This is a genomic window from Streptomyces sp. NPDC001070 (assembly GCF_053598835.1).
Map to the genome: position 1 here is coordinate 146,450 of NZ_JBSFLB010000020.1, position 16,456 is coordinate 162,905.

Genomic DNA, 16,456 nt, shown 5'->3' on the forward strand with positions numbered 1-16,456 from the left:
CGTGGACCCCGGGCCGTCGTCGGCGGATTCACTCCGCGGCGATGGCCCTCAGTACGTCCAGGCGCGCCGCGCGCCCGGCCGGTCGCCATCCGGCCAGGACGCCGGCGATCAGCCCGACCAGCAGCACGACCGCGAACTGCACGGGCGGCACCGCGAAGGCGCTGGTGCCCGCGCTGTCCGACGCCTCGACCAGCGCCCAGCCGAGGAACGCGCCCAGCGCCATGCCGCCGGCCGTGCCGAAGGCGGCGACGAGTACGGACTCCCAGCGGACCATCGCCCGCACCTGCGCCCTGGTCTGTCCGACGGCCCGCAGCAGCCCGAGTTCGCGGGTGCGTTCGTGCACCGCGAGGGTGAGCGTGTTGGCGATGCCGAGCAGGGCGATGAGCACGGCCAGCGCCAGCAGGGCGTAGACGAGGGTCAGCATGATGTCGACGCCCGATGCGGCGGACTCGGCGTACTCGTCGCGGGTCTGCACCTCGGGGTTGCCGTACCGGCGGGCCACCGACTCGACCGCCGCCTTGCCGTCGTCGAGCGCGACGCCGTCCTTGAAGGCGACGGCGACGAGGGCGTCGGAGTCCTGCACCTTGTGCGGCGCCCAGGCGGCCCGGGTGACGATGTAGTCGCCGCCGAGGCCGGCCTCCTGGTAGACGGCCCGCACGGTGAAGGTCTGCCGCGTGCCGTCGGCGAAGGCCAGCACCATGGTGCTGCCCGGCTTCCAGTGGCGCTTGCCCGCCTCTTCCCGGGAGACGGCGATGCCGTCCCGCGCGAGCCCCGTCAAGGTCCCGTCGACGGCGCCCAGGTCGAGCACCCGCGCCAGGGCGACGGGGTCGGTGACGGTGAGCTGCCGCCCGCCGCCGTCGATTTCGGCGACCCCCTTGCCGAGCCCGACCGCCGCCGCCACCTCGGGCAGCTGCGCCACCGCGGGGGCGAGTCTCGGGCTGAGCCCGTTGGCGCCCGCGCCGAACCCCGAGGAGCTCAGGGCGACATCGCCCGCGAAGGAGCGGGCGACGGTCCGGTCCGTGGTCGCCTTCAGGGACGCGCCGAAGACCGTGAAGAGCGACACGACGGCGACGCCGATCATCAGTGCCGTGGCGGTGGCCGCCGTGCGCTTCGGGCTGCGCAGCGCGTTGCGCCGGGCCAGCGCCCCGGTGACGCCGCGCAGCCGGGCGATCGGTGCCCCGAGGGCGCGTACGGCGTACGAGGACGCGACCGGGCCCAGGACGACGAACGCGACGACGGCGAGGGCCGCTCCGGCGGAGGTGAGCCACACACGGGGGGTGCCCGCGGCGCCCGCCACGGTCGTCGCGATCCCGGCGGCCGCCAGGACGGCCCCCAGGGCCGCGCGTCCGCGCGACGCGGCGGAGTGGTCCACCGCCGTCTCACGCAGGGCGGCGAGCGGTGCCGTCCGCCCGGCCCTGACGGCGGGCAGCACGGCCGATCCGGTGCAGACGAGCAGACCGACGACGAGCGGTACGGCCATCGCGGTGGCGCCGATGACCAGGCGCCCCTCCGGGAAGGGGAAGCCCACGACCGGGAAGAGCGCCTGGAGCCCGGCCGCGACGCCGATCCCCCCGAGGAGTCCGGCGCCCGAGGCGGCCAGGGCCACGACGACGGCCTCGGCGAGGGTCGAGCCGAGCACCTGGCGACGGGACGCGCCGAGCGCCCGCAGCAGGGCGTTCTCCCGGGTGCGCTGGGCGACGACGATCGCGAACGTGTTGTGGATGCTGAAGGTCGCCACCAGCAGGGCGATACCGGCGAAGACCGTGAGCAGGGTCGTGAACAGCGACAGGAAGCGGCCCGAGACCTGGTCGAGGTTCTCGTCCGTGGCCTGCTGCCCGGTGATCGCCTCGACGCCGTGGGGCAGCACGCCCACGACACGCTCCGCGAGCTGCTCGGGTCCGACACCGGAGGCCGCGCGCACCTTGATCGTGGATGCCCGGCCGGGCCCGGGCATCAGATGCCGCTCGGCGTCGGCACGGGTCAGACCGGTGAAGGTGGACTGGCCCATGCCGTCCTCGCCGCCGAAGGTGGCCAGTCCGACGATCGTCACCCGGAGCGGGTCCGGCGTGCGCAGCACGGTCGTGTCGCCGATGGCGAGCCCGCCCTTCTCCGCCGCCGCGCGGTTCAGCACGGCCTCGCCGGACGCCCTCGGGGCGCGGCCCTCGGCGAGGGCGTACGGGTTGAGCCCGGGGTCGTCGATCCAGTTCCCGGCGAGGGTGGGCGGGCCCTGGCCGCCGACGGGTTCGCCGTCGCTGCCGACGATCTGGCCGGCGCCCTCGATGTCCGGGGCGACGGCCGCCACACCGGGCACCTCGCGCAAGCGCGTCACGAGGGCGGTGTCGACCGGTTCCCGGGTGCCCTGTCCCTCGCCGGCGACGGTGACCACGTCGGCGCTGCGGACGACGACGTCGGTGCCGCTGTTGGCGGACGCGAAGAGGACGTCGAAGCCGGCGCGCAGGGTGTCGCCCATGACCATGGTGCCGGCCAGGAAGGCGACGCCGAGGAAGACCGCCAGGAAGGTGCCGGCGAACCGGCGCCGGTGGGCCCGCAGGGAGGACAGGCTCAGCCGCAGGGAGGCGCGCGCGGAAGCGGTCGCCGCGCTCATGACGCCACCCGCCGCGGGGCGTTGCCGCGTTCCGCGTCCCGGGCGGCGTCGAAGGCCTTCATGCGGTCCAGGACCTTCTCCGCGGTCGGGTCGGCCATCCGGTCCTCGAGGCGGCCGTCGGCGAGGAAGACCACCTCGTCGGCATGGGCCGCGGCGACCGGGTCGTGGGTGACCATGACGACCGTGCCGCCCATGCCGTGCACGGCCCGGCCCAGCAGCCGCAGCACCTCGCCGCCGGAACGAGAGTCGAGGTTGCCGGTGGGCTCGTCGGCGAAGACCACGTCTGGCCGCCCGGCCAGCGCCCGGGCCACGGCCACCCGTTGCTGCTGGCCGCCGGAGAGCTCGCTCGGGCGGTGCAGCAGCCGGTCGCCCAGGCCCACGACGTCGATGAGTGCGTCCACCCACTCGCGGTCGGTCCGCACCCCGGCCAGGTCCTGGGGCAGGGTGATGTTCTCGGCCACCGTCAGGGTCGGCAGCAGGTTGAAGGACTGGAAGACGAAGCCGACGCGTTCACGGCGCAGCAGCGTCAACTGCCGGTCGCCGAGCGCCCCCAGTTCGGTGTCACCGATCCAGGCGGTCCCCGAGCTGAGGGTGTCGAGTCCGGCGGCGCAGTGCATGAGCGTGGACTTGCCGGAGCCGGAAGGACCCATGATCGCGGTGAAGCGCCCGGCCGGGAAGCCGACCGTGACGCCGTCCAGGGCGCGCACCTGGGCGTCGCCCGAACCGTAGGTCTTGACGGCGTCGACGACGCGGGCGGCGGTCATCGCTCTCCGCCCTTGGAGAAGCGGCCGAACTGCTCGTCCAGGACGGACAGCCGCCGCCAGTACTCGTCCTCGTCGATCTCCCCGGCGGCGAAGCGACGGCCCAGCACCGCGATCGGCGAGTGCTCGCCGATCGCGGCGCGGGCGTGCCACGGACCGCGGCCGAGGCCGCGCCACGCGGTGCGGCGCAACAGGAACACGACACCACCGATGACGGCGGCCCAGATCAGCGGGAAGAACAGGATCCACGGGCCGGGTCCCCCGTCCCAGTGGTCGGCGAGCGAGGTCAGTGCGATGGCGTCCATCGGGAATCGTCTCCTTGGTGATGTCGTGGTTCCGACATCACCGAGCCTGGTCCGTTCCGGCCCCCGGGTCGTCGTACGGCCAGCGGCAGTGCGCGTACCACCCGGGGAGTACGGGAAGTGTCGGTGGCTGCGCCTAGCATGCGGATCATGTGGCGATGCACAGGTCTGCGGTGGGTGTCCGGGGGCCCGGCCTGGACCTGGTGGCACCCCGGGTACGGCGACCGGCGCAGTCCCGTACGCCTCGGGGACCCGCTGGCGCTCGCCGTGGAGCCGGGCGCGGTGCGGCTGTGCACCAGGGTGTGGCGCTCGGGGCGGTGGACGCCGTGTCCGCAGGCCGAGGAGCTGCCCCTGCAGGCCCGGCGCGACCAGTGCGAGCGGTGCGCGGCGCTGGACCGCTCCAGGTCGGTCGCCGCCGACACGCGGCTGGACGACCCGCGGCCCTTCGCGGTGTATCTGGCATGGTTCGGAACGGGGTTGAGCAAGGTCGGCATCACGGCGGTCGAGCGGGGCAGTGCCCGGCTGCTCGAACAGGCGGCGATCTGCTTCACGTTCCTCGGCCGAGGCCCGCTGATGGCCGCGCGTCGCGCCGAGTCCGTCCTCGGGACGGCGCTGGGCATCCCCGACCGGGTGGCGACGTCCACGAAGCGTGCCGCCCGTGCCGCCCTGCCCCCGGCGGGGGCACGAGCGGCCGAGCTGCGGGCGCTCCATGAGGCGGCAACAGCGGTGCCGGACTGGCGTGACACGCTGACGGCCACCGGGTTCCGGGCCGTCGACCAGGCGGCGGTGTTCGGTCTGGAGCCCGAGGCGCCGCGCGCCACCGCGGCGGTGACCGGTCTGGCGCCCGGTACGGCCGTCGGCGGCGTCGTCCTGGCGGTGGCCGGGGCCGACGTCTACATCCGCACCGCGGGGCCGGCCGGCGGCGTGGTGCTGCTCGACTCCCGTCTGGTCTCCGGGTGGCCGCTCACCGCCTCGGTCGAGGGTCTGCCGGCGCCCCCCACCAAGGCGTTGGCGCCGGCGACCGAGCCTCCGGAACCGCTTTTCTGACGGGCTGCCGGCGGGCCCCTAGACGCCGAGGGCCGTCAGCGGGTCGTCCAGCACCGGCTGCCAGGCCAGTTCGGCCGCCCCGACGAGACTGTTGTGGTCCAGGGCGCAGGCGAGCAGGGGAATGCCGCCACTGCGTCCCCACAGGCTGCGCTCGGCGACGACGGCGCGCAGCCGCTCCGGGTCGGCGTCGAGCAGCCACCGGTGCAGTCCGCCGAGCAGGATCCGGTCGGGGTTGAGGACGTTGACCAGTCCGGCGAGTCCCTGGCCGAGCCGGTCGATGAGGCTGTGGGCGGCGCGGCGCACGGCGGGGTCGTCGTACTCCTCGCGCAGCAGGGCGCGGCACTGGTCGGGGAGCGAGACCTCGGGGCCGGGGATACGCCCGGCGGCGTCCAGGAAGGCGAGGGGGTCGACCTCGACGTCGAGGCAGCCGCGGCTGCCGCAATGGCAGGGGCGGCCCTCGGGGTTGACGGTGAGGTGGCCGACCTCGAGGGCGAGTCCGGAGCTGCCGGTGTGGAGTTTGCCGTGGAGGACGAGGGCACCGCCGACACCGCGGTGCCCCGTGGCGACGACGAGCAGGTGCTCGGCGCCCTGCCCGGCGCCGTGCCGGTGTTCGGCGAGGGCGGCGACGTTGACGTCGTTGCCGACGAAGCACAGCGGAGGGCCCCCGTTCGGGGCGATGATGCCGGCGCGTTCGACCTGCTCGCGGAAGATCTCCAGCACCGGCGCGCCCGCGGGCCACGCGAGGTGCAGGGGGTTGAGCGCGGCGCCCTCCGGTTCGGCGACGGCGGAGGGCACGGCGAGACCGGCGCCCGCGCACACCCGGCCGGAGGCGCGCAGCAGTCCCACGCCGGCCTCGACGACGGCGCCGAGGACCTGCGCGGGATCCGCGGGCACGGCCATGGCGACCGGCGCGGTCGCGATGATGTGGCCGCCGAGCCCGACCAGGGCGGCACGGAAGCCGTCGGCGTGGATCTGCGCGGCGAGGACGACCGGCCCCTCGGGGTTCACTGCGAGCCGGTGCGAGGGCCGGCCCTGCGCGCCGGCCGGTCCGCCCGGCCTGGTGTCGACCCGGATCAGCCGCAGCGCCTCCAGTTCGGCGGCGACCGCCCCGGCGGTCGCCCGTGTCACGCCGAGTTCGGCGGTGAGCACGGCGCGGGTGGGCGCACGCCCGGTGTGCACGAGCGCGAGCGCGGGACCGAGCGCTCCGCGGCCCCGCTCCAACCTTGTCCGAGTCTGGGTCACAGTCCTATTCTCACTTTGTGCCGAGCCTAAACAAAATACGGAGCGTACTCGCCCAGCAAGATCATGCAAGTCCCCCGCTCCCTCTGCGCCGCCTCCGTATCGCCCTGACCGCGTTCTTCGCCCTCGACGGATTCGTCTTCGCCGGCTGGGTCGTTCGCATCCCCGCCGTCAAGGAGCAGGTCGGCGCCTCGGCGGGAGCGCTCGGCCTCGCGCTGCTCGGCGTGTCGGCTGGAGCGGTCGCCACGATGATGCCCAGCGGGTGGCTGTGCCGGCGCTTCGGGGCCCGGCAGGTCACCATCGTCACCGCCGCCGTCCTGTCACTGAGCGTCGCACTGCCTCCGTTCACCCACTCCCCCGTCACCCTGGGCCTCGTCCTGCTCCTGCTCGGCGTGGGATTCGGCGGCATGAACGTCGCGATGAACAGCGTCGCCGTCGACCTGGTCGCCGCGCTGCGGCGCCCCATCATGCCCGGTTTCCACGCGGCGTACAGTCTCGGCGGCCTGATCGGGGCGGGTGTGGGCGGACCACTGGCGGCCCACCTGACGCCGGCCCAGCACCTCTCCGGCGTCGCCGTGTTCGGGCTCCTGGGCACCGCACTGCTCGGGCGGCTCCTGCTCGGGCACGTGATCCCCCGCCCCGCGGACTCCGCGGATGCCGTCCGGGACGGCGACGCTTCCGGCAACCCCGGTGGCACGCACCCCGGCGGCGCCCGGCGGATGGTCGCCGTCTTCGGGCTCATCGGGCTCTGCACCGCCTACGGAGAGGGAGCGCTCGCCGAATGGGGCCCGCTCCATCTGCAGGAGGATCTGCACGCCGGTCCCGCCCTCGCGGCCGCCGGATACGCCGCGGTTGCCCTCGCGATGACCGTCGGACGGCTCTCCGGCACCGCGCTCCTGCTGCAGCTCGGCCCCACCCGGGCGGTGGTGCTGGGCGGGCTGACGGCCTGCGCCGGCATGCTGCTGGGGGCGCTCGGCCCCGCGGCCTGGCTCGTCCTGACCGGCTTCGCGCTCACCGGGCTCGGGCTCGCCAATGTCTTTCCCGTGGCCATCGGACGGGCCGGCGCCCTCGGTGGCCCCAGCGGCGTGGCCACCGCCTCCACCCTGGGATACGCGGGCTTCCTGCTCGGGCCGCCCACCATCGGCTTCCTCGCCGACGCCTTCGGGCTGCCCGTCGCGCTGACCACGGTCGCCGCACTGGCGGCGGTGGCCGCCGCGGTCGCGCACGTGACGCGGCACGCCTCCGCGGCAGCCGGAGTCTGACGCGTCACGTCCGGGTTCCCCGGGCGGACCGAGGGGGCCATGCTGGACGGTGCCCTGTGGGTCGCACAGAAGCCGGAGGAGACATGCCGCTTCCCCGAAGGCTCTGGGCCACCGCCCGGGTCGTGAACCGAGAGCGCCTGTCGCGCGCCTACTTGTGCCTGGTCGCCGCCGCTCTCCTCCTGGTCCTGATCGACACCGCGTTCGTCTCGCACACGGACGCGTCCCCTGTCCGGGGTGTGGCTCGTCCTGCTGACGCTGCCGTGGATGCCCCTGCTCTGGTCGCCATTCGACGCCGTCGGGCAGGCTCCGGCCGACACCGCCCACGGCTGGGGCGGTCGGTCGACGTCGGTGGCGGCGACCCTGGTGTCCGCCGTGCTCAACGCGGTGCCACTGGGTCCGGTGGCGCGGGCCCGCCGCCGGCGTTCGCACGCCCGCTGAGCGCACCGGGTACGGCGCGACCCGGCTGTCGGAGCCGGGTGCCACAATCACGCCATGGAGACAGCCGAGTTCATCGAGGTGCTGAAGGTCGACGGCACACTGCTCGCCGACGCGGCCGAGGCGGCCGGCCCCGACGCCGAGGTGCCGTCCTGCCCGGGGTGGCGTATGCGCGATCTGGTCCGCCATCAAGGCGTCGTGCACCGCTGGGCGACCCGTTTCGTCGCGGAGGGACGTACCCGGCCGGAGCCGATCACGGCCGAGGCGCCCGAGGACGACCCCGCGCTGATCCCCTGGTTCCGCGAGGGGCACGGGCGGCTGGCCGCCGCCCTGGAGGCCGCGCCCACCGGCCTCGACTGCTGGTACTTCCTCAAGGCGCCCTCCCCGCTGGCCTTCTGGGCGAGGCGCCAGGCGCACGAGACGGCGGTGCACCGGGTGGACGCGGAGCTGGCGCTGGGCGGGGCGCCCTCCCCGGTGGATCCGCAGTTCGCGGCCGACGGGATCGACGAACTGCTCGCGGGCTTCCACGTACGGAAGAAGAGCCGCATCCGCAGCGAGACACCGAGGACGCTGCGCGTGCGGGCGGTGGACACCGACACCGCGCGGGACGACTGGCTCGCCCATGTGTCGGCCGAGCCCCTGGTCGTCGAGCGGCGGTCAGGCGGCGAGGCGGACTGCACGGTGAGCGGCACCGCCGAGGAGCTCTATCTCGCCCTCTGGAACCGCGGGCCGTACGAGAAGCTGCAGGTGACGGGCGACGCGTCGCTGCTCGACCTGTGGCGGCGCACCGCGGCGATCACCTGATTGCCTCCGCGCGGTGCGGTGCGCATCCCTCGCGTTACCCGGCGGGCGCCCCGCGCCGCGCGCCGTCAGCCCTCGCCGAGGATGCGCTCGAGGACCGCGCGCTGCACGGGCTTGGCCTCCTCGTGGCGCGCCCGGCCCGCGTCGGTCAGCACGACCCGCACCCCGCGTCGGTCCTCACTGCAGATCCCCCTGCTGACCAGGCCGTCCTTCTCCAGCCGACCGACCAGCCGGGATAGCGCGCTCTGACTCAGGTGCACACGATCGGCGAGCTCCTGGACCCGGTAGGAGCATCCGCCGTCGTCCGGATTGCCCTCGGCGAGGAGGTCGAGCACCTCGAAGTCGCTCGCACCGAGGCCGTGCGGTTGCAGCTCACGGTCGAGTTCGCACGCGGTGCGCGCGTGCAGCGAGAGGACCTCCCGCCACCGCTCCACGAGCACATGCTCACTCTTCACGCCGGTCATGGGCGTAGGATAGCAGAAAATCAATACTACATGTACGCACATTAAATGCACTTGCACTTGATGTATGCGCACGTAGCGTTCACCCCTCCGCACACCACCGACCCCGGTTCCGACGGGCGCTGGAGCACACGGCAGTGGGGCACCCTGCCGGTGCTCTGCGCCGCGCTCTTCCTCGACGCCCTGGACGTCTCGATGGCCGGCGTGGCCCTCCCGTCCGTCGCGGACGACCTCGATCTGTCCACCTCTTCGCTGCAGTGGATCGTCAGCGGCTACATCCTCGGCTACGGCCGCCTGCTGCTGCTCGGCGGCCGCGTCGCCGACCCGCTCGGCCGGCGCCGGGTCTTCCTCGTCGCGCTGGCGGTGTTCGCCGCCGCCTCCCTGCTCGCGGGCTCGTCGACTCCATGGTCTCCGGCCTGCTCAACACCTCCTTCCAGGTGGGCGGCGCCATCTTCCTCGCGGTCGTGACCGCGGCGATCACCGCGGGGGCCGATGACCGCCCGGCCACCCCGCAGGCCGTGCTCGACAGCTTCCGCCCCGGGCTGGTCGTCGTCAGCGCGATCGCCCTGACCGGCCTGCTGATCACCCTCACAGGGCTGCGCCGGAGGGTGTCGTACGGATTCGTCGTCGCGTCCTCCGACACCGCCGCCGCGCCGGTCGGCGAGGACCGCAAGGTCCCGGTGGCCGACTGACGCACGGCAGCCGCCGGGATCCGCGCACCCCGTGGGGTCGCGCGGATCCCGGCGGTTCAGCCGAGCCAGCCGGGCCGCACCAGGCCGGACTCGTAGGCGAGCACGACGAGCTGGGCCCTGTCGCGGGCGCCGAGCTTCACCATGGTGCGGCTGACGTGCGTCTTGGCGGTGAGCGGGCTCACCACCAGGCGGCGCGCGATCTCCTCGTTGGACAGGCCGATCCCCACCAGTGCCATCACCTCGCGTTCGCGCTCGGTGAGACGGTCGAGCCCAGCCGCGGCCGACGGTTCCTTGGAGCGGGCCGCGAACTCGGCGATGAGACGGCGGGTCACACCGGGCGAGAGGAGCGCGTCGCCGTCCACCACCGCCCGTACGGCGCGGACCAGTTCCTCCGGCTCGGTGTCCTTGACCAGGAAGCCCGAGGCGCCCGCGCGGATCGCCTCGAAAACGTACTCGTCGAGTTCGAAGGTGGTCAGGATCACCACCTTCACCCCCGTCAGCGCCGTGTCCTCGGTGATCCGGCGGGTGGCCTCCAGGCCGTCCATGACCGGCATGCGGATGTCCATCAGCACCGCGTCCGGGGTGAGTTCGCGCACCAGGCGCAGCGCCTGGACACCGTCCGACGCCTCGCCGACGACCTCGATGTCGGGCTGGGCGTCCAGCAGTGCGGCGAATCCCGCGCGCACCAGGAGCTGGTCGTCGGCGAGCAGTACCCGGGTCATGGGTTCTCCTTGTCGGGGACGGACGGCGTCGCGGCGCCGGCGCCGAGCGGCAGGCGGGCCAGGACCCGGAAGCCGCCGTCGGGACGCGGTCCGGCCTCGACCGTGCCGCCGAGCGCCGCAGCCCTCTCGCGCATGCCGAGCAGCCCGTTGCCGCCGCCGCTGCCGGCCGGGGGGTCCGTGGCGGCGGTGGCGGGGCCGTCGTCGTCGATCCGCAGCTCGACCACGTCCCGGCGGCGACTGATGCGGATGCGGGCGGTACGGGACCCGGAGTGGCGGATGACATTGGTCAGCGCCTCCTGGACGATGCGGAAGGCGGCCAGGTCGACGCCCGGCGGCAGGGCCGTGGAGCGGCCGTTGCGGGCGATGTCGACGGCCAGGCCCGCGCCCGCGGCCTGTTCGAGCAGTTCGGGGAGCCTGTCGAGGCCCGGGGCGGGCGAGCGGGGGGCCTCCCCGGGGCCGCGCAGGGCGCCGAGCACCTGGCGCACCTCGCCGAGGGCCTCCTTGCTGGCCGCCTTGATGGTGGTCAGCGCCTGCCGGGCCTGTTCGGGGCGCTCGTCCATGAGGGCGAGCGCCACCCCCGCCTGCACGTTGATGACCGAGATGCTGTGGGCGAGGACGTCGTGCAGCTCGCGCGCGATGCGCAGCCGCTCCTCGTCGGCGCGGCGGCGTTCCGCCTCGGCACGCTCGCGGCGGTCACGGACGAACTGCTCCCTGCGCAGCCGCCACAGCTCCGCGACGGCGAGGATCGCCAGCAGCCAGGCGGCGGCGCCCGACACCTGGGCCCACGAGGCGCCCTTGTCACCGGCGGGCGGGAGCCAGCGGTACAGCCACATCGTGATGAGCAGGTACGCCGTGTACAGCATGGCGGCAATGATCAGGACCGCTCTGCGACGGCCGCCTGCGACGGCCGTGAAGTACGCGGCGATGAGGCTGAGGAAGACCGGCCCGTACGGATAACCGGCCGCGACGTACGTGAGCGTGACGGCCGAGACGGCGGCGGCCACCAGGACGGGTGCGCGGGTCCGCCACAGCAGCAGGACGGGGCCGGCGAGCAGGAGCGCGTAGCCGAGGTGGTCGAGGGCGACGCGCCCGGTCTCGTTGTGCGAGGCGGCCGTCGTACCGATGACCTGGACGAGGGCGATGACCAGCGACGAGACCCACGGGTGGCGCAGGCCGTCGCCGCGGCCGTGGCCGTGCTCCGGCCCCGCGGGGTGCCGCCACGGGCCCCACGGCGGGCCGCCGCCCTGTGTCGCGTCGTCCGTCATGCGGCCACGCTAGACCGGTGGGTGGGCGGGCGGCGTCCGGTCGGCGGGGTGATCGCGCCTACTCCCCGGGGAGTACGCGCTCACGGCGGAGCCCCGCCTGGTGCGCGAGACCGGTGACGGCGTGGTCGAAGAAGTCGTCGCGCGCCTCGACCACGTTGTTGAACTGGCCGAAGAGCTCGAAGCTGACCAGGCCGAACAACTGCGCCCACGCGGCGACGAGCGAGGGGATCACCCGCGGTGGCAGCTCGCGGTCCAGGTCCTTGCTGAGCCGCCACATGTCGGCTCGGGCGGCCTCGGTCAGCGCCGCGTCGGACGGGGGGACGGCGAGGGCGCCGGCGGCGTGCGCCTCCTCGGCCACCGCGAGCAGCGCGAGCGCGACCCGGGACGCGGGGCCGATCGTGTCGAGCGGGGCGGAGTAGCCGGGCACGGGAGAGCCGTAGATGAGGGCGTACTCATGGGGATGACCCAGGGCCCAGCCGCGCACGGCCCGGCAGACGGCGGTCCAGCGTTCGACCGGGTCGGCACCGGTGGAGCGGGCCAGGGCGTCCTCGGCGGCGGCACCGACCGCGTCGTAGGCGTCGACGATCAGCGAGGTCAGCAGTTCGTCCCGGCTCGGGAAGTAGCGGTAGAGCGCGGACGAGACCATGCCCAGCTCCCGGGCCACGGCCCGCAGCGATAGCCGCGAGGCGCCCTCGTCGGCGAGCTGCCGGCGCGCCTCTTCCTTGATGGCCGCGGTCACTTCGTCGCGGGCCCGTTCCCTGGCCGTTCGGATGACGCTCATGCGATCAGTGTATCCGCGATCGGAGCGGCGACCAACAAAGAGAGCGGTGCTCTTGCCATGGAGCGGCGACACGTGCACACTGTTCTCAGGTGAGAGCACTGCTCACACTTTACGGAGGAGTCCCCATGTCCGAGCACGTCATGAAGCCCGGTTGGTTCACGGTCAACGTCTTCAACCGGGCGGTCGCGTGGCTGACCCGCCGCGGGCTCAGCGTGTGGGGCTCGCGGGTGCTGGCCGTCCGCGGCCGCAAGAGCGGCGAGTGGCGGCGCACCCCGGTCAACCTGCTGGTGGTGAACGGGGAGCGCTACCTCGTGGCGCCCCGGGGGCACGTCCAGTGGACGCACAACATGCGGGCGGCCGGGGGCGGTCAGCTGCTGCTGGGCAAGAAGGTCGAGGAGTTCACCGCGACCGAGGTCGCCGACGACGCCAAGCCCGAGGTGCTGCGCGCCTACCTCAAGCGCTGGAAGGCCGAGGTCGGCGTGTTCTTCGGCGGTGTGGGGGCGGACTCCACCGACGACGAACTGCGCGCCATAGCCCACAAGCACCCGGTCTTCCGCATCACGGACGGCCGGCCCGTCGTCAGCTGAAGCGGACCTCCACCTTCTCGAATCCCAGCGAGATCAGCAGCCGTTCGAGCATGGCCCGGGTGTTGGTCTCCGCACGCTTCGTCAGCTCGGTGGACTTGGCCGCCGCCTGGATCTTCTTCGCGGCGAGCTGCTGGACCTGCTGCTCGTCCCCGGGATGGGAGGAGAAGAAGTCGCCGAGCCGGTCGAAGAAGCCGCGCTCCTGGGCCACCACATAGGAGCGGTCAGGGTCGAGCGAGGTCCGCTCCAGGCGTGCGTGGGGCAGGATGAGGACCGCGGAGGTGCGGTCCTCGGAGACCGTGACGCCCTTCGGGCCCACGTCCCCCAGGTCCACGTAGGCGTCGACACTGCCGGCACCCACGTACAGCGTGCGCCTGCCGCGCACGGCGTCGGGAAGGAACTTGGCGTCCTTCTCCAGGTCGACCACGACCTGGAACTGTCCACTGGCTCCCTCGAAGCGGTTCATGTCCTGGATCGCCTTGAGCACCACGGGACCGGTGCGGTCCTTGGTCTCCTCGGCGAAGGGGTTGGGCAGACCCGGTATCAGGTCGGCACGCGCGACCAGAAACAGAAGTCCGCCGAGCACCACAAGCCCGGTGAGCGTACGCAGCCACCACGGCAGTCTTCCGTCTTCGTTCCTCAAGGGCATGACGAGGACACCTCCCACAAGGTCTCTGCCCCTCAACTCCGCCTTCATGGCGCCCTGGAGGACGCCTTCGGGCGATCAGCCACGGTCGAACGACTCCAGCGCCCGCCGCGCCAGCGGATGGCTACGGATGAGCTCCGCGAGCGAGGTCGACCCGCGGGTGATCTTAGCGAAGGCGTTCCACGCCGGGGGCAGAGTGGTGAGAGCCGCGTGCAGCAGACCCGGACGCTTCTCGAAGACGCTCAACATCCGGCGGCCGACGCCCATTTCGACGCCGAGGCCCGCCTTGACGGCGAAGGCGTAGTTGAGGGCCTGCCGGCGCGCGTCCACCGCGTCGTGCGCCTCGGCGATCCGCACCGCCCACTCCCCCGCCAGCCGGCCCGACCGCAGCGCGAAGGAGATGCCCTCGCGGGTCCAGGGCTCCAGCAGACCCGCCGCGTCACCGCACACCAGCACGCGGCCGCGGGAGAGCGGGGAGTCGTCGGCGCGGCAGCGGGTGAGGTGGCCGGAGGAGATGCTCGGCTCGAAGCCGGCCAGGCCGAGCCGGCCGACGAAGTCCTCCAAATAGCGCTTGGTGGCGGCGCCGTCGCCGCGCGCCGAGATGACGCCGACGGTCAGGGTCTCGCCCTTCGGGAAGACCCAGCCGTAACTGCCCGGCAGCGGACCCCAGTCGATGAGGACCCGGCCCGCCCAGTCCTCGGCGACCGCAGCGGGGACCGGGATCTCGGCCTCGAGTCCCAGGTCGACCTGGGCCATCTTGACGCCGACATGGGCGCCTATCCGGCTCGCCGAACCGTCGGCGCCGACCACGGCGCGGGTGAGGATCGTCTCGCCGTCGTTGAGGACCACCGCGACGGTGCGCCGGTCCGGGACGGAGGTGCCGTGCTGCTCGACCCGGGAGACCGAGGCCCCGGTACGCAGTTGCGCCCCCGCGTCGACGGCCGAGTCGACCAGCCTGGCGTCGAACTCGGGCCGGTTGATCAGCCCGAAGAGCATCTGCCGCGACCTGCGGGTCCGGCTGAGCCGGCCGTTGAGGCTGAAGGTCACCGCGTGCACGCGGTCCTGCAGCGGCAGCTCGAAGCCCGGCGGCAGCGCGTCGCGGGAGGGGCCGATGATGCCGCCGCCGCAGGTCTTGTAGCGCGGCAGCTCGGCCTTCTCCAGCAGAAGCACCCGGCGTCCTGCACTGGCCGCGGCGTAGGCCGCCGAGGCCCCCGCAGGCCCGGCGCCCACCACGACGACGTCCCACACCGGCGTGCCCTCGCCGTCGCCCGCCGAACCGCCGTCCTGCGCCTGGTACTCGCTGCTCACGTGTGCTTCCGCTCCCGTTCGACCCGCCGACTGCCGTCGCCCCTGCTCAGCCGCATCCTAATCCGCGGGGTGAGCGGGTACGCCTGTGGCACCATCGATCACGACCGCCAGTAAACGAACATCGTGTTCGACCCGTCGTACCCACCAGGAGCGCCCATGTCCGCCGCACCACTCGCCGCAACCGTCGCCGCACTGATGCCGCGGGCCCGGACCGAGCTGGCCGAGCTGGTGTCGTACCGCTCGGTGGCCGATCCCCGGCAGTTCCCGAAGAGCGAGTGCGAGCGGGCCGCCGCCTGGGTCGCCGACGCGCTGCGCGCCGAGGGCTTCCAGGACGTGGCCCTGCTCGACACCCCGGACGGCACGCAGTCGGTGTACGGCTACCTCCCCGGTCCGGAGGGCGCGCCCACGGTGCTGCTGTACGCGCACTACGACGTCCAGCCACCGCTGGACGAGGCCGGCTGGCTGTCCCCGCCGTTCGAGCTGACCGAGCGGGACGGCCGCTGGTACGGGCGCGGCGCCGCCGACTGCAAGGGCGGCCTGATCATGCACCTCACCGCCCTGCGCGCGCTGCGCGAGAACGGCGGTGTGCCGGTCGGCGTGAAGATCATCGCCGAGGGCTCGGAGGAGCAGGGCACCGGCGGCCTGGAGCGCTACGCGGAGGAGCACCCGGAGCTGCTCACCGCGGACGCCATCGTGATCGGCGACTCCGGCAACTTCCGGATCGGCCTGCCGACCGTCACGGCGACCCTGCGCGGCATGGCGCTGGTCGACGTCAAAGTCACCACCCTGGAGGGCAATCTGCACTCCGGTCAGTTCGGCGGCGCCGCGCCGGACGCGCTCGCGGCGCTGGTCCGCATCCTGCACACGTTGCACGACGACTCGGGCGCCGCGACCGTGGACGGGCTCACCGCCGACGCCTCCTGGGACGGCCTGCAGTACGACGAGGACGCCTTCCGCGGCGACGCCAAGGTGCTGGACGGCGTGCGCCTGATGGGCACCGGCACCGTCGCGGACCGGATCTGGGCCCGCCCCTCCGTCACCGTCATCGGCATAGACGCCCCTCCGGTGGTCGGCGCAACGCCCTCCGTGCAGGCCTCCGCGGGCGCGAAGGTGAGCCTGCGGGTCCCGCCGGGCATGGACGCCCAGCAGGCGGCCAAGCTGCTGATCTCGCACCTGGAGGCGGCCGCCCCGTGGGGCGCCCGGGTGGAGGTCACGCAGGTGGGCAGCGGCCAGCCGTTCCGCGCGGACACCTCCAGCCCGGCGTACGCCTCCATGGCCGAGGCGATGCACTCCGCGTACGGCACGGAGATGGAGATCGCCGGCATGGGCGGTTCGATCCCGCTCTGCAACACCCTGGCGACGCTCTACCCCGAGGCGGAGATCCTGCTGATCGGCCTGAGCGAGCCGGAGGCGCAGATCCACGCGGTGAACGAGAGCGTCTCCCCCGAGGAACTGGAGAAGCTCTCGCTCACCGAGGCGCTCTTCCTGCAGAAGTACGCCGCCGCCAAGGCGGTCTGAGCCCGGTGGGCGGCCGGGACGCGCCCG

The 16,456-nt window shown here is 73.6% G+C and carries 17 protein-coding genes and 1 pseudogene; 8 read left to right on the top strand and 10 right to left on the bottom strand.

Annotated features, from left to right (window positions below; all coding sequences use genetic code 11):
* Positions 1 to 28: 28 nt before the first annotated feature.
* The 3 genes from ACWDAS_RS24490 to ACWDAS_RS24500 are packed head-to-tail and all read right to left on the bottom strand — an operon-like array spanning position 29 to position 3,671.
* Positions 29 to 2,605 carry an ABC transporter permease gene (locus ACWDAS_RS24490; protein ID WP_450394578.1) on the bottom strand — a complete coding sequence of 859 codons (2,577 nt, stop codon included), beginning with the start codon at positions 2,603 to 2,605 and terminating at the stop codon, positions 29 to 31.
* The gene (locus ACWDAS_RS24495) at positions 2,602 to 3,369 is read right to left on the bottom strand and encodes an ABC transporter ATP-binding protein (protein ID WP_450394581.1); all 768 of its coding nucleotides are present in this window, start codon (positions 3,367 to 3,369) and stop codon (positions 2,602 to 2,604) included. The genes ACWDAS_RS24490 and ACWDAS_RS24495 overlap by 4 nt, the downstream gene beginning before the upstream one ends.
* Complete coding sequence (locus ACWDAS_RS24500; protein ID WP_450394584.1) at positions 3,366 to 3,671, bottom strand: SHOCT domain-containing protein; 306 nt, start codon at positions 3,669 to 3,671, stop codon at positions 3,366 to 3,368. Before ACWDAS_RS24500 ends, ACWDAS_RS24495 begins: the two co-directional genes overlap by 4 nt.
* Positions 3,672 to 3,818: 147 nt before the next feature.
* Here ACWDAS_RS24500 and ACWDAS_RS24505 point away from each other — a divergent pair, with 147 nt between their 5' ends.
* Positions 3,819 to 4,715, top strand: a complete 897-nt coding sequence (locus ACWDAS_RS24505; RefSeq protein ID WP_450394586.1) for a DUF2797 domain-containing protein — start codon at positions 3,819 to 3,821, stop codon at positions 4,713 to 4,715.
* An 18-nt stretch (positions 4,716 to 4,733) separates the two neighbouring features.
* On the opposite strand, the gene ACWDAS_RS24510 is transcribed toward ACWDAS_RS24505, so the two are convergent.
* On the bottom strand, positions 4,734 to 5,957 hold the full coding sequence (locus ACWDAS_RS24510; RefSeq protein WP_450394589.1) for an ROK family protein: 1,224 nt from the start codon (positions 5,955 to 5,957) through the stop codon (positions 4,734 to 4,736).
* Positions 5,958 to 5,974: 17 nt separating this feature from the next.
* Here ACWDAS_RS24510 and ACWDAS_RS24515 point away from each other — a divergent pair, with 17 nt between their 5' ends.
* From ACWDAS_RS24515 to ACWDAS_RS24525, 3 genes are all read left to right on the top strand, one after another.
* The gene (locus ACWDAS_RS24515) at positions 5,975 to 7,216 is read left to right on the top strand and encodes an MFS transporter (RefSeq protein WP_450394592.1); all 1,242 of its coding nucleotides are present in this window, start codon (positions 5,975 to 5,977) and stop codon (positions 7,214 to 7,216) included.
* 234 nt (positions 7,217 to 7,450) lie between these two features.
* Positions 7,451 to 7,654: an SCO4225 family membrane protein gene (locus ACWDAS_RS24520; RefSeq protein WP_450394594.1), complete on the top strand. Its 204-nt coding sequence runs from the start codon at positions 7,451 to 7,453 to the stop codon at positions 7,652 to 7,654.
* Between the two features lie 54 nt (positions 7,655 to 7,708).
* The gene (locus tag ACWDAS_RS24525) at positions 7,709 to 8,455 is read left to right on the top strand and encodes a maleylpyruvate isomerase family mycothiol-dependent enzyme (protein WP_450394597.1); all 747 of its coding nucleotides are present in this window, start codon (positions 7,709 to 7,711) and stop codon (positions 8,453 to 8,455) included.
* Positions 8,456 to 8,520: 65 nt separating this feature from the next.
* Here ACWDAS_RS24525 and ACWDAS_RS24530 read toward each other — a convergent pair whose 3' ends face one another.
* Positions 8,521 to 8,916: a MarR family winged helix-turn-helix transcriptional regulator gene (locus tag ACWDAS_RS24530; protein WP_450394600.1), complete on the bottom strand. Its 396-nt coding sequence runs from the start codon at positions 8,914 to 8,916 to the stop codon at positions 8,521 to 8,523.
* A gap of 60 nt (positions 8,917 to 8,976) precedes the next feature.
* Between ACWDAS_RS24530 and ACWDAS_RS24535 the strand changes: the two are divergent.
* Both ACWDAS_RS24535 and ACWDAS_RS24540 read left to right on the top strand, forming a co-directional pair.
* Positions 8,977 to 9,306: pseudogene (locus ACWDAS_RS24535) on the top strand (MFS transporter); the annotation flags it as partial.
* Between the two features lie 71 nt (positions 9,307 to 9,377).
* The gene (locus ACWDAS_RS24540; RefSeq protein WP_450394602.1) at positions 9,378 to 9,605 is read left to right on the top strand and encodes a hypothetical protein; all 228 of its coding nucleotides are present in this window, start codon (positions 9,378 to 9,380) and stop codon (positions 9,603 to 9,605) included.
* A 56-nt stretch (positions 9,606 to 9,661) separates the two neighbouring features.
* Here ACWDAS_RS24540 and ACWDAS_RS24545 read toward each other — a convergent pair whose 3' ends face one another.
* The 3 genes from ACWDAS_RS24545 to ACWDAS_RS24555 are packed head-to-tail and all read right to left on the bottom strand — an operon-like array spanning position 9,662 to position 12,373.
* Positions 9,662 to 10,327, bottom strand: a complete 666-nt coding sequence (locus tag ACWDAS_RS24545) for a response regulator (RefSeq protein ID WP_450394604.1) — start codon at positions 10,325 to 10,327, stop codon at positions 9,662 to 9,664.
* A complete protein-coding gene (locus tag ACWDAS_RS24550) occupies positions 10,324 to 11,592 on the bottom strand; it encodes a sensor histidine kinase (protein ID WP_450394607.1) in 1,269 nt (422 codons plus the stop codon). The genes ACWDAS_RS24545 and ACWDAS_RS24550 overlap by 4 nt, the downstream gene beginning before the upstream one ends.
* Before the next feature lie 58 nt (positions 11,593 to 11,650).
* Positions 11,651 to 12,373: a TetR/AcrR family transcriptional regulator gene (locus ACWDAS_RS24555; RefSeq protein ID WP_450394609.1), complete on the bottom strand. Its 723-nt coding sequence runs from the start codon at positions 12,371 to 12,373 to the stop codon at positions 11,651 to 11,653.
* Positions 12,374 to 12,498: 125 nt separating this feature from the next.
* Between ACWDAS_RS24555 and ACWDAS_RS24560 the strand changes: the two genes are divergently transcribed.
* The gene (locus ACWDAS_RS24560) at positions 12,499 to 12,960 is read left to right on the top strand and encodes a nitroreductase family deazaflavin-dependent oxidoreductase (RefSeq protein ID WP_450394612.1); all 462 of its coding nucleotides are present in this window, start codon (positions 12,499 to 12,501) and stop codon (positions 12,958 to 12,960) included.
* Here the strand turns inward: ACWDAS_RS24560 and ACWDAS_RS24565 are convergent.
* A complete protein-coding gene (locus ACWDAS_RS24565; protein ID WP_450394615.1) occupies positions 12,953 to 13,606 on the bottom strand; it encodes a DUF4230 domain-containing protein in 654 nt (217 codons plus the stop codon). The genes ACWDAS_RS24560 and ACWDAS_RS24565 overlap by 8 nt on opposite strands.
* 75 nt (positions 13,607 to 13,681) lie before the next feature.
* Positions 13,682 to 14,911, bottom strand: a complete 1,230-nt coding sequence (locus ACWDAS_RS24570; RefSeq protein ID WP_450394618.1) for a geranylgeranyl reductase family protein — start codon at positions 14,909 to 14,911, stop codon at positions 13,682 to 13,684.
* Between the two features lie 156 nt (positions 14,912 to 15,067).
* On the opposite strand from ACWDAS_RS24570, the gene ACWDAS_RS24575 reads away from it, so the two are divergent.
* The gene (locus tag ACWDAS_RS24575) at positions 15,068 to 16,429 is read left to right on the top strand and encodes a M20/M25/M40 family metallo-hydrolase (RefSeq protein ID WP_450394620.1); all 1,362 of its coding nucleotides are present in this window, start codon (positions 15,068 to 15,070) and stop codon (positions 16,427 to 16,429) included.
* Positions 16,430 to 16,456: the final 27 nt, after the last annotated feature.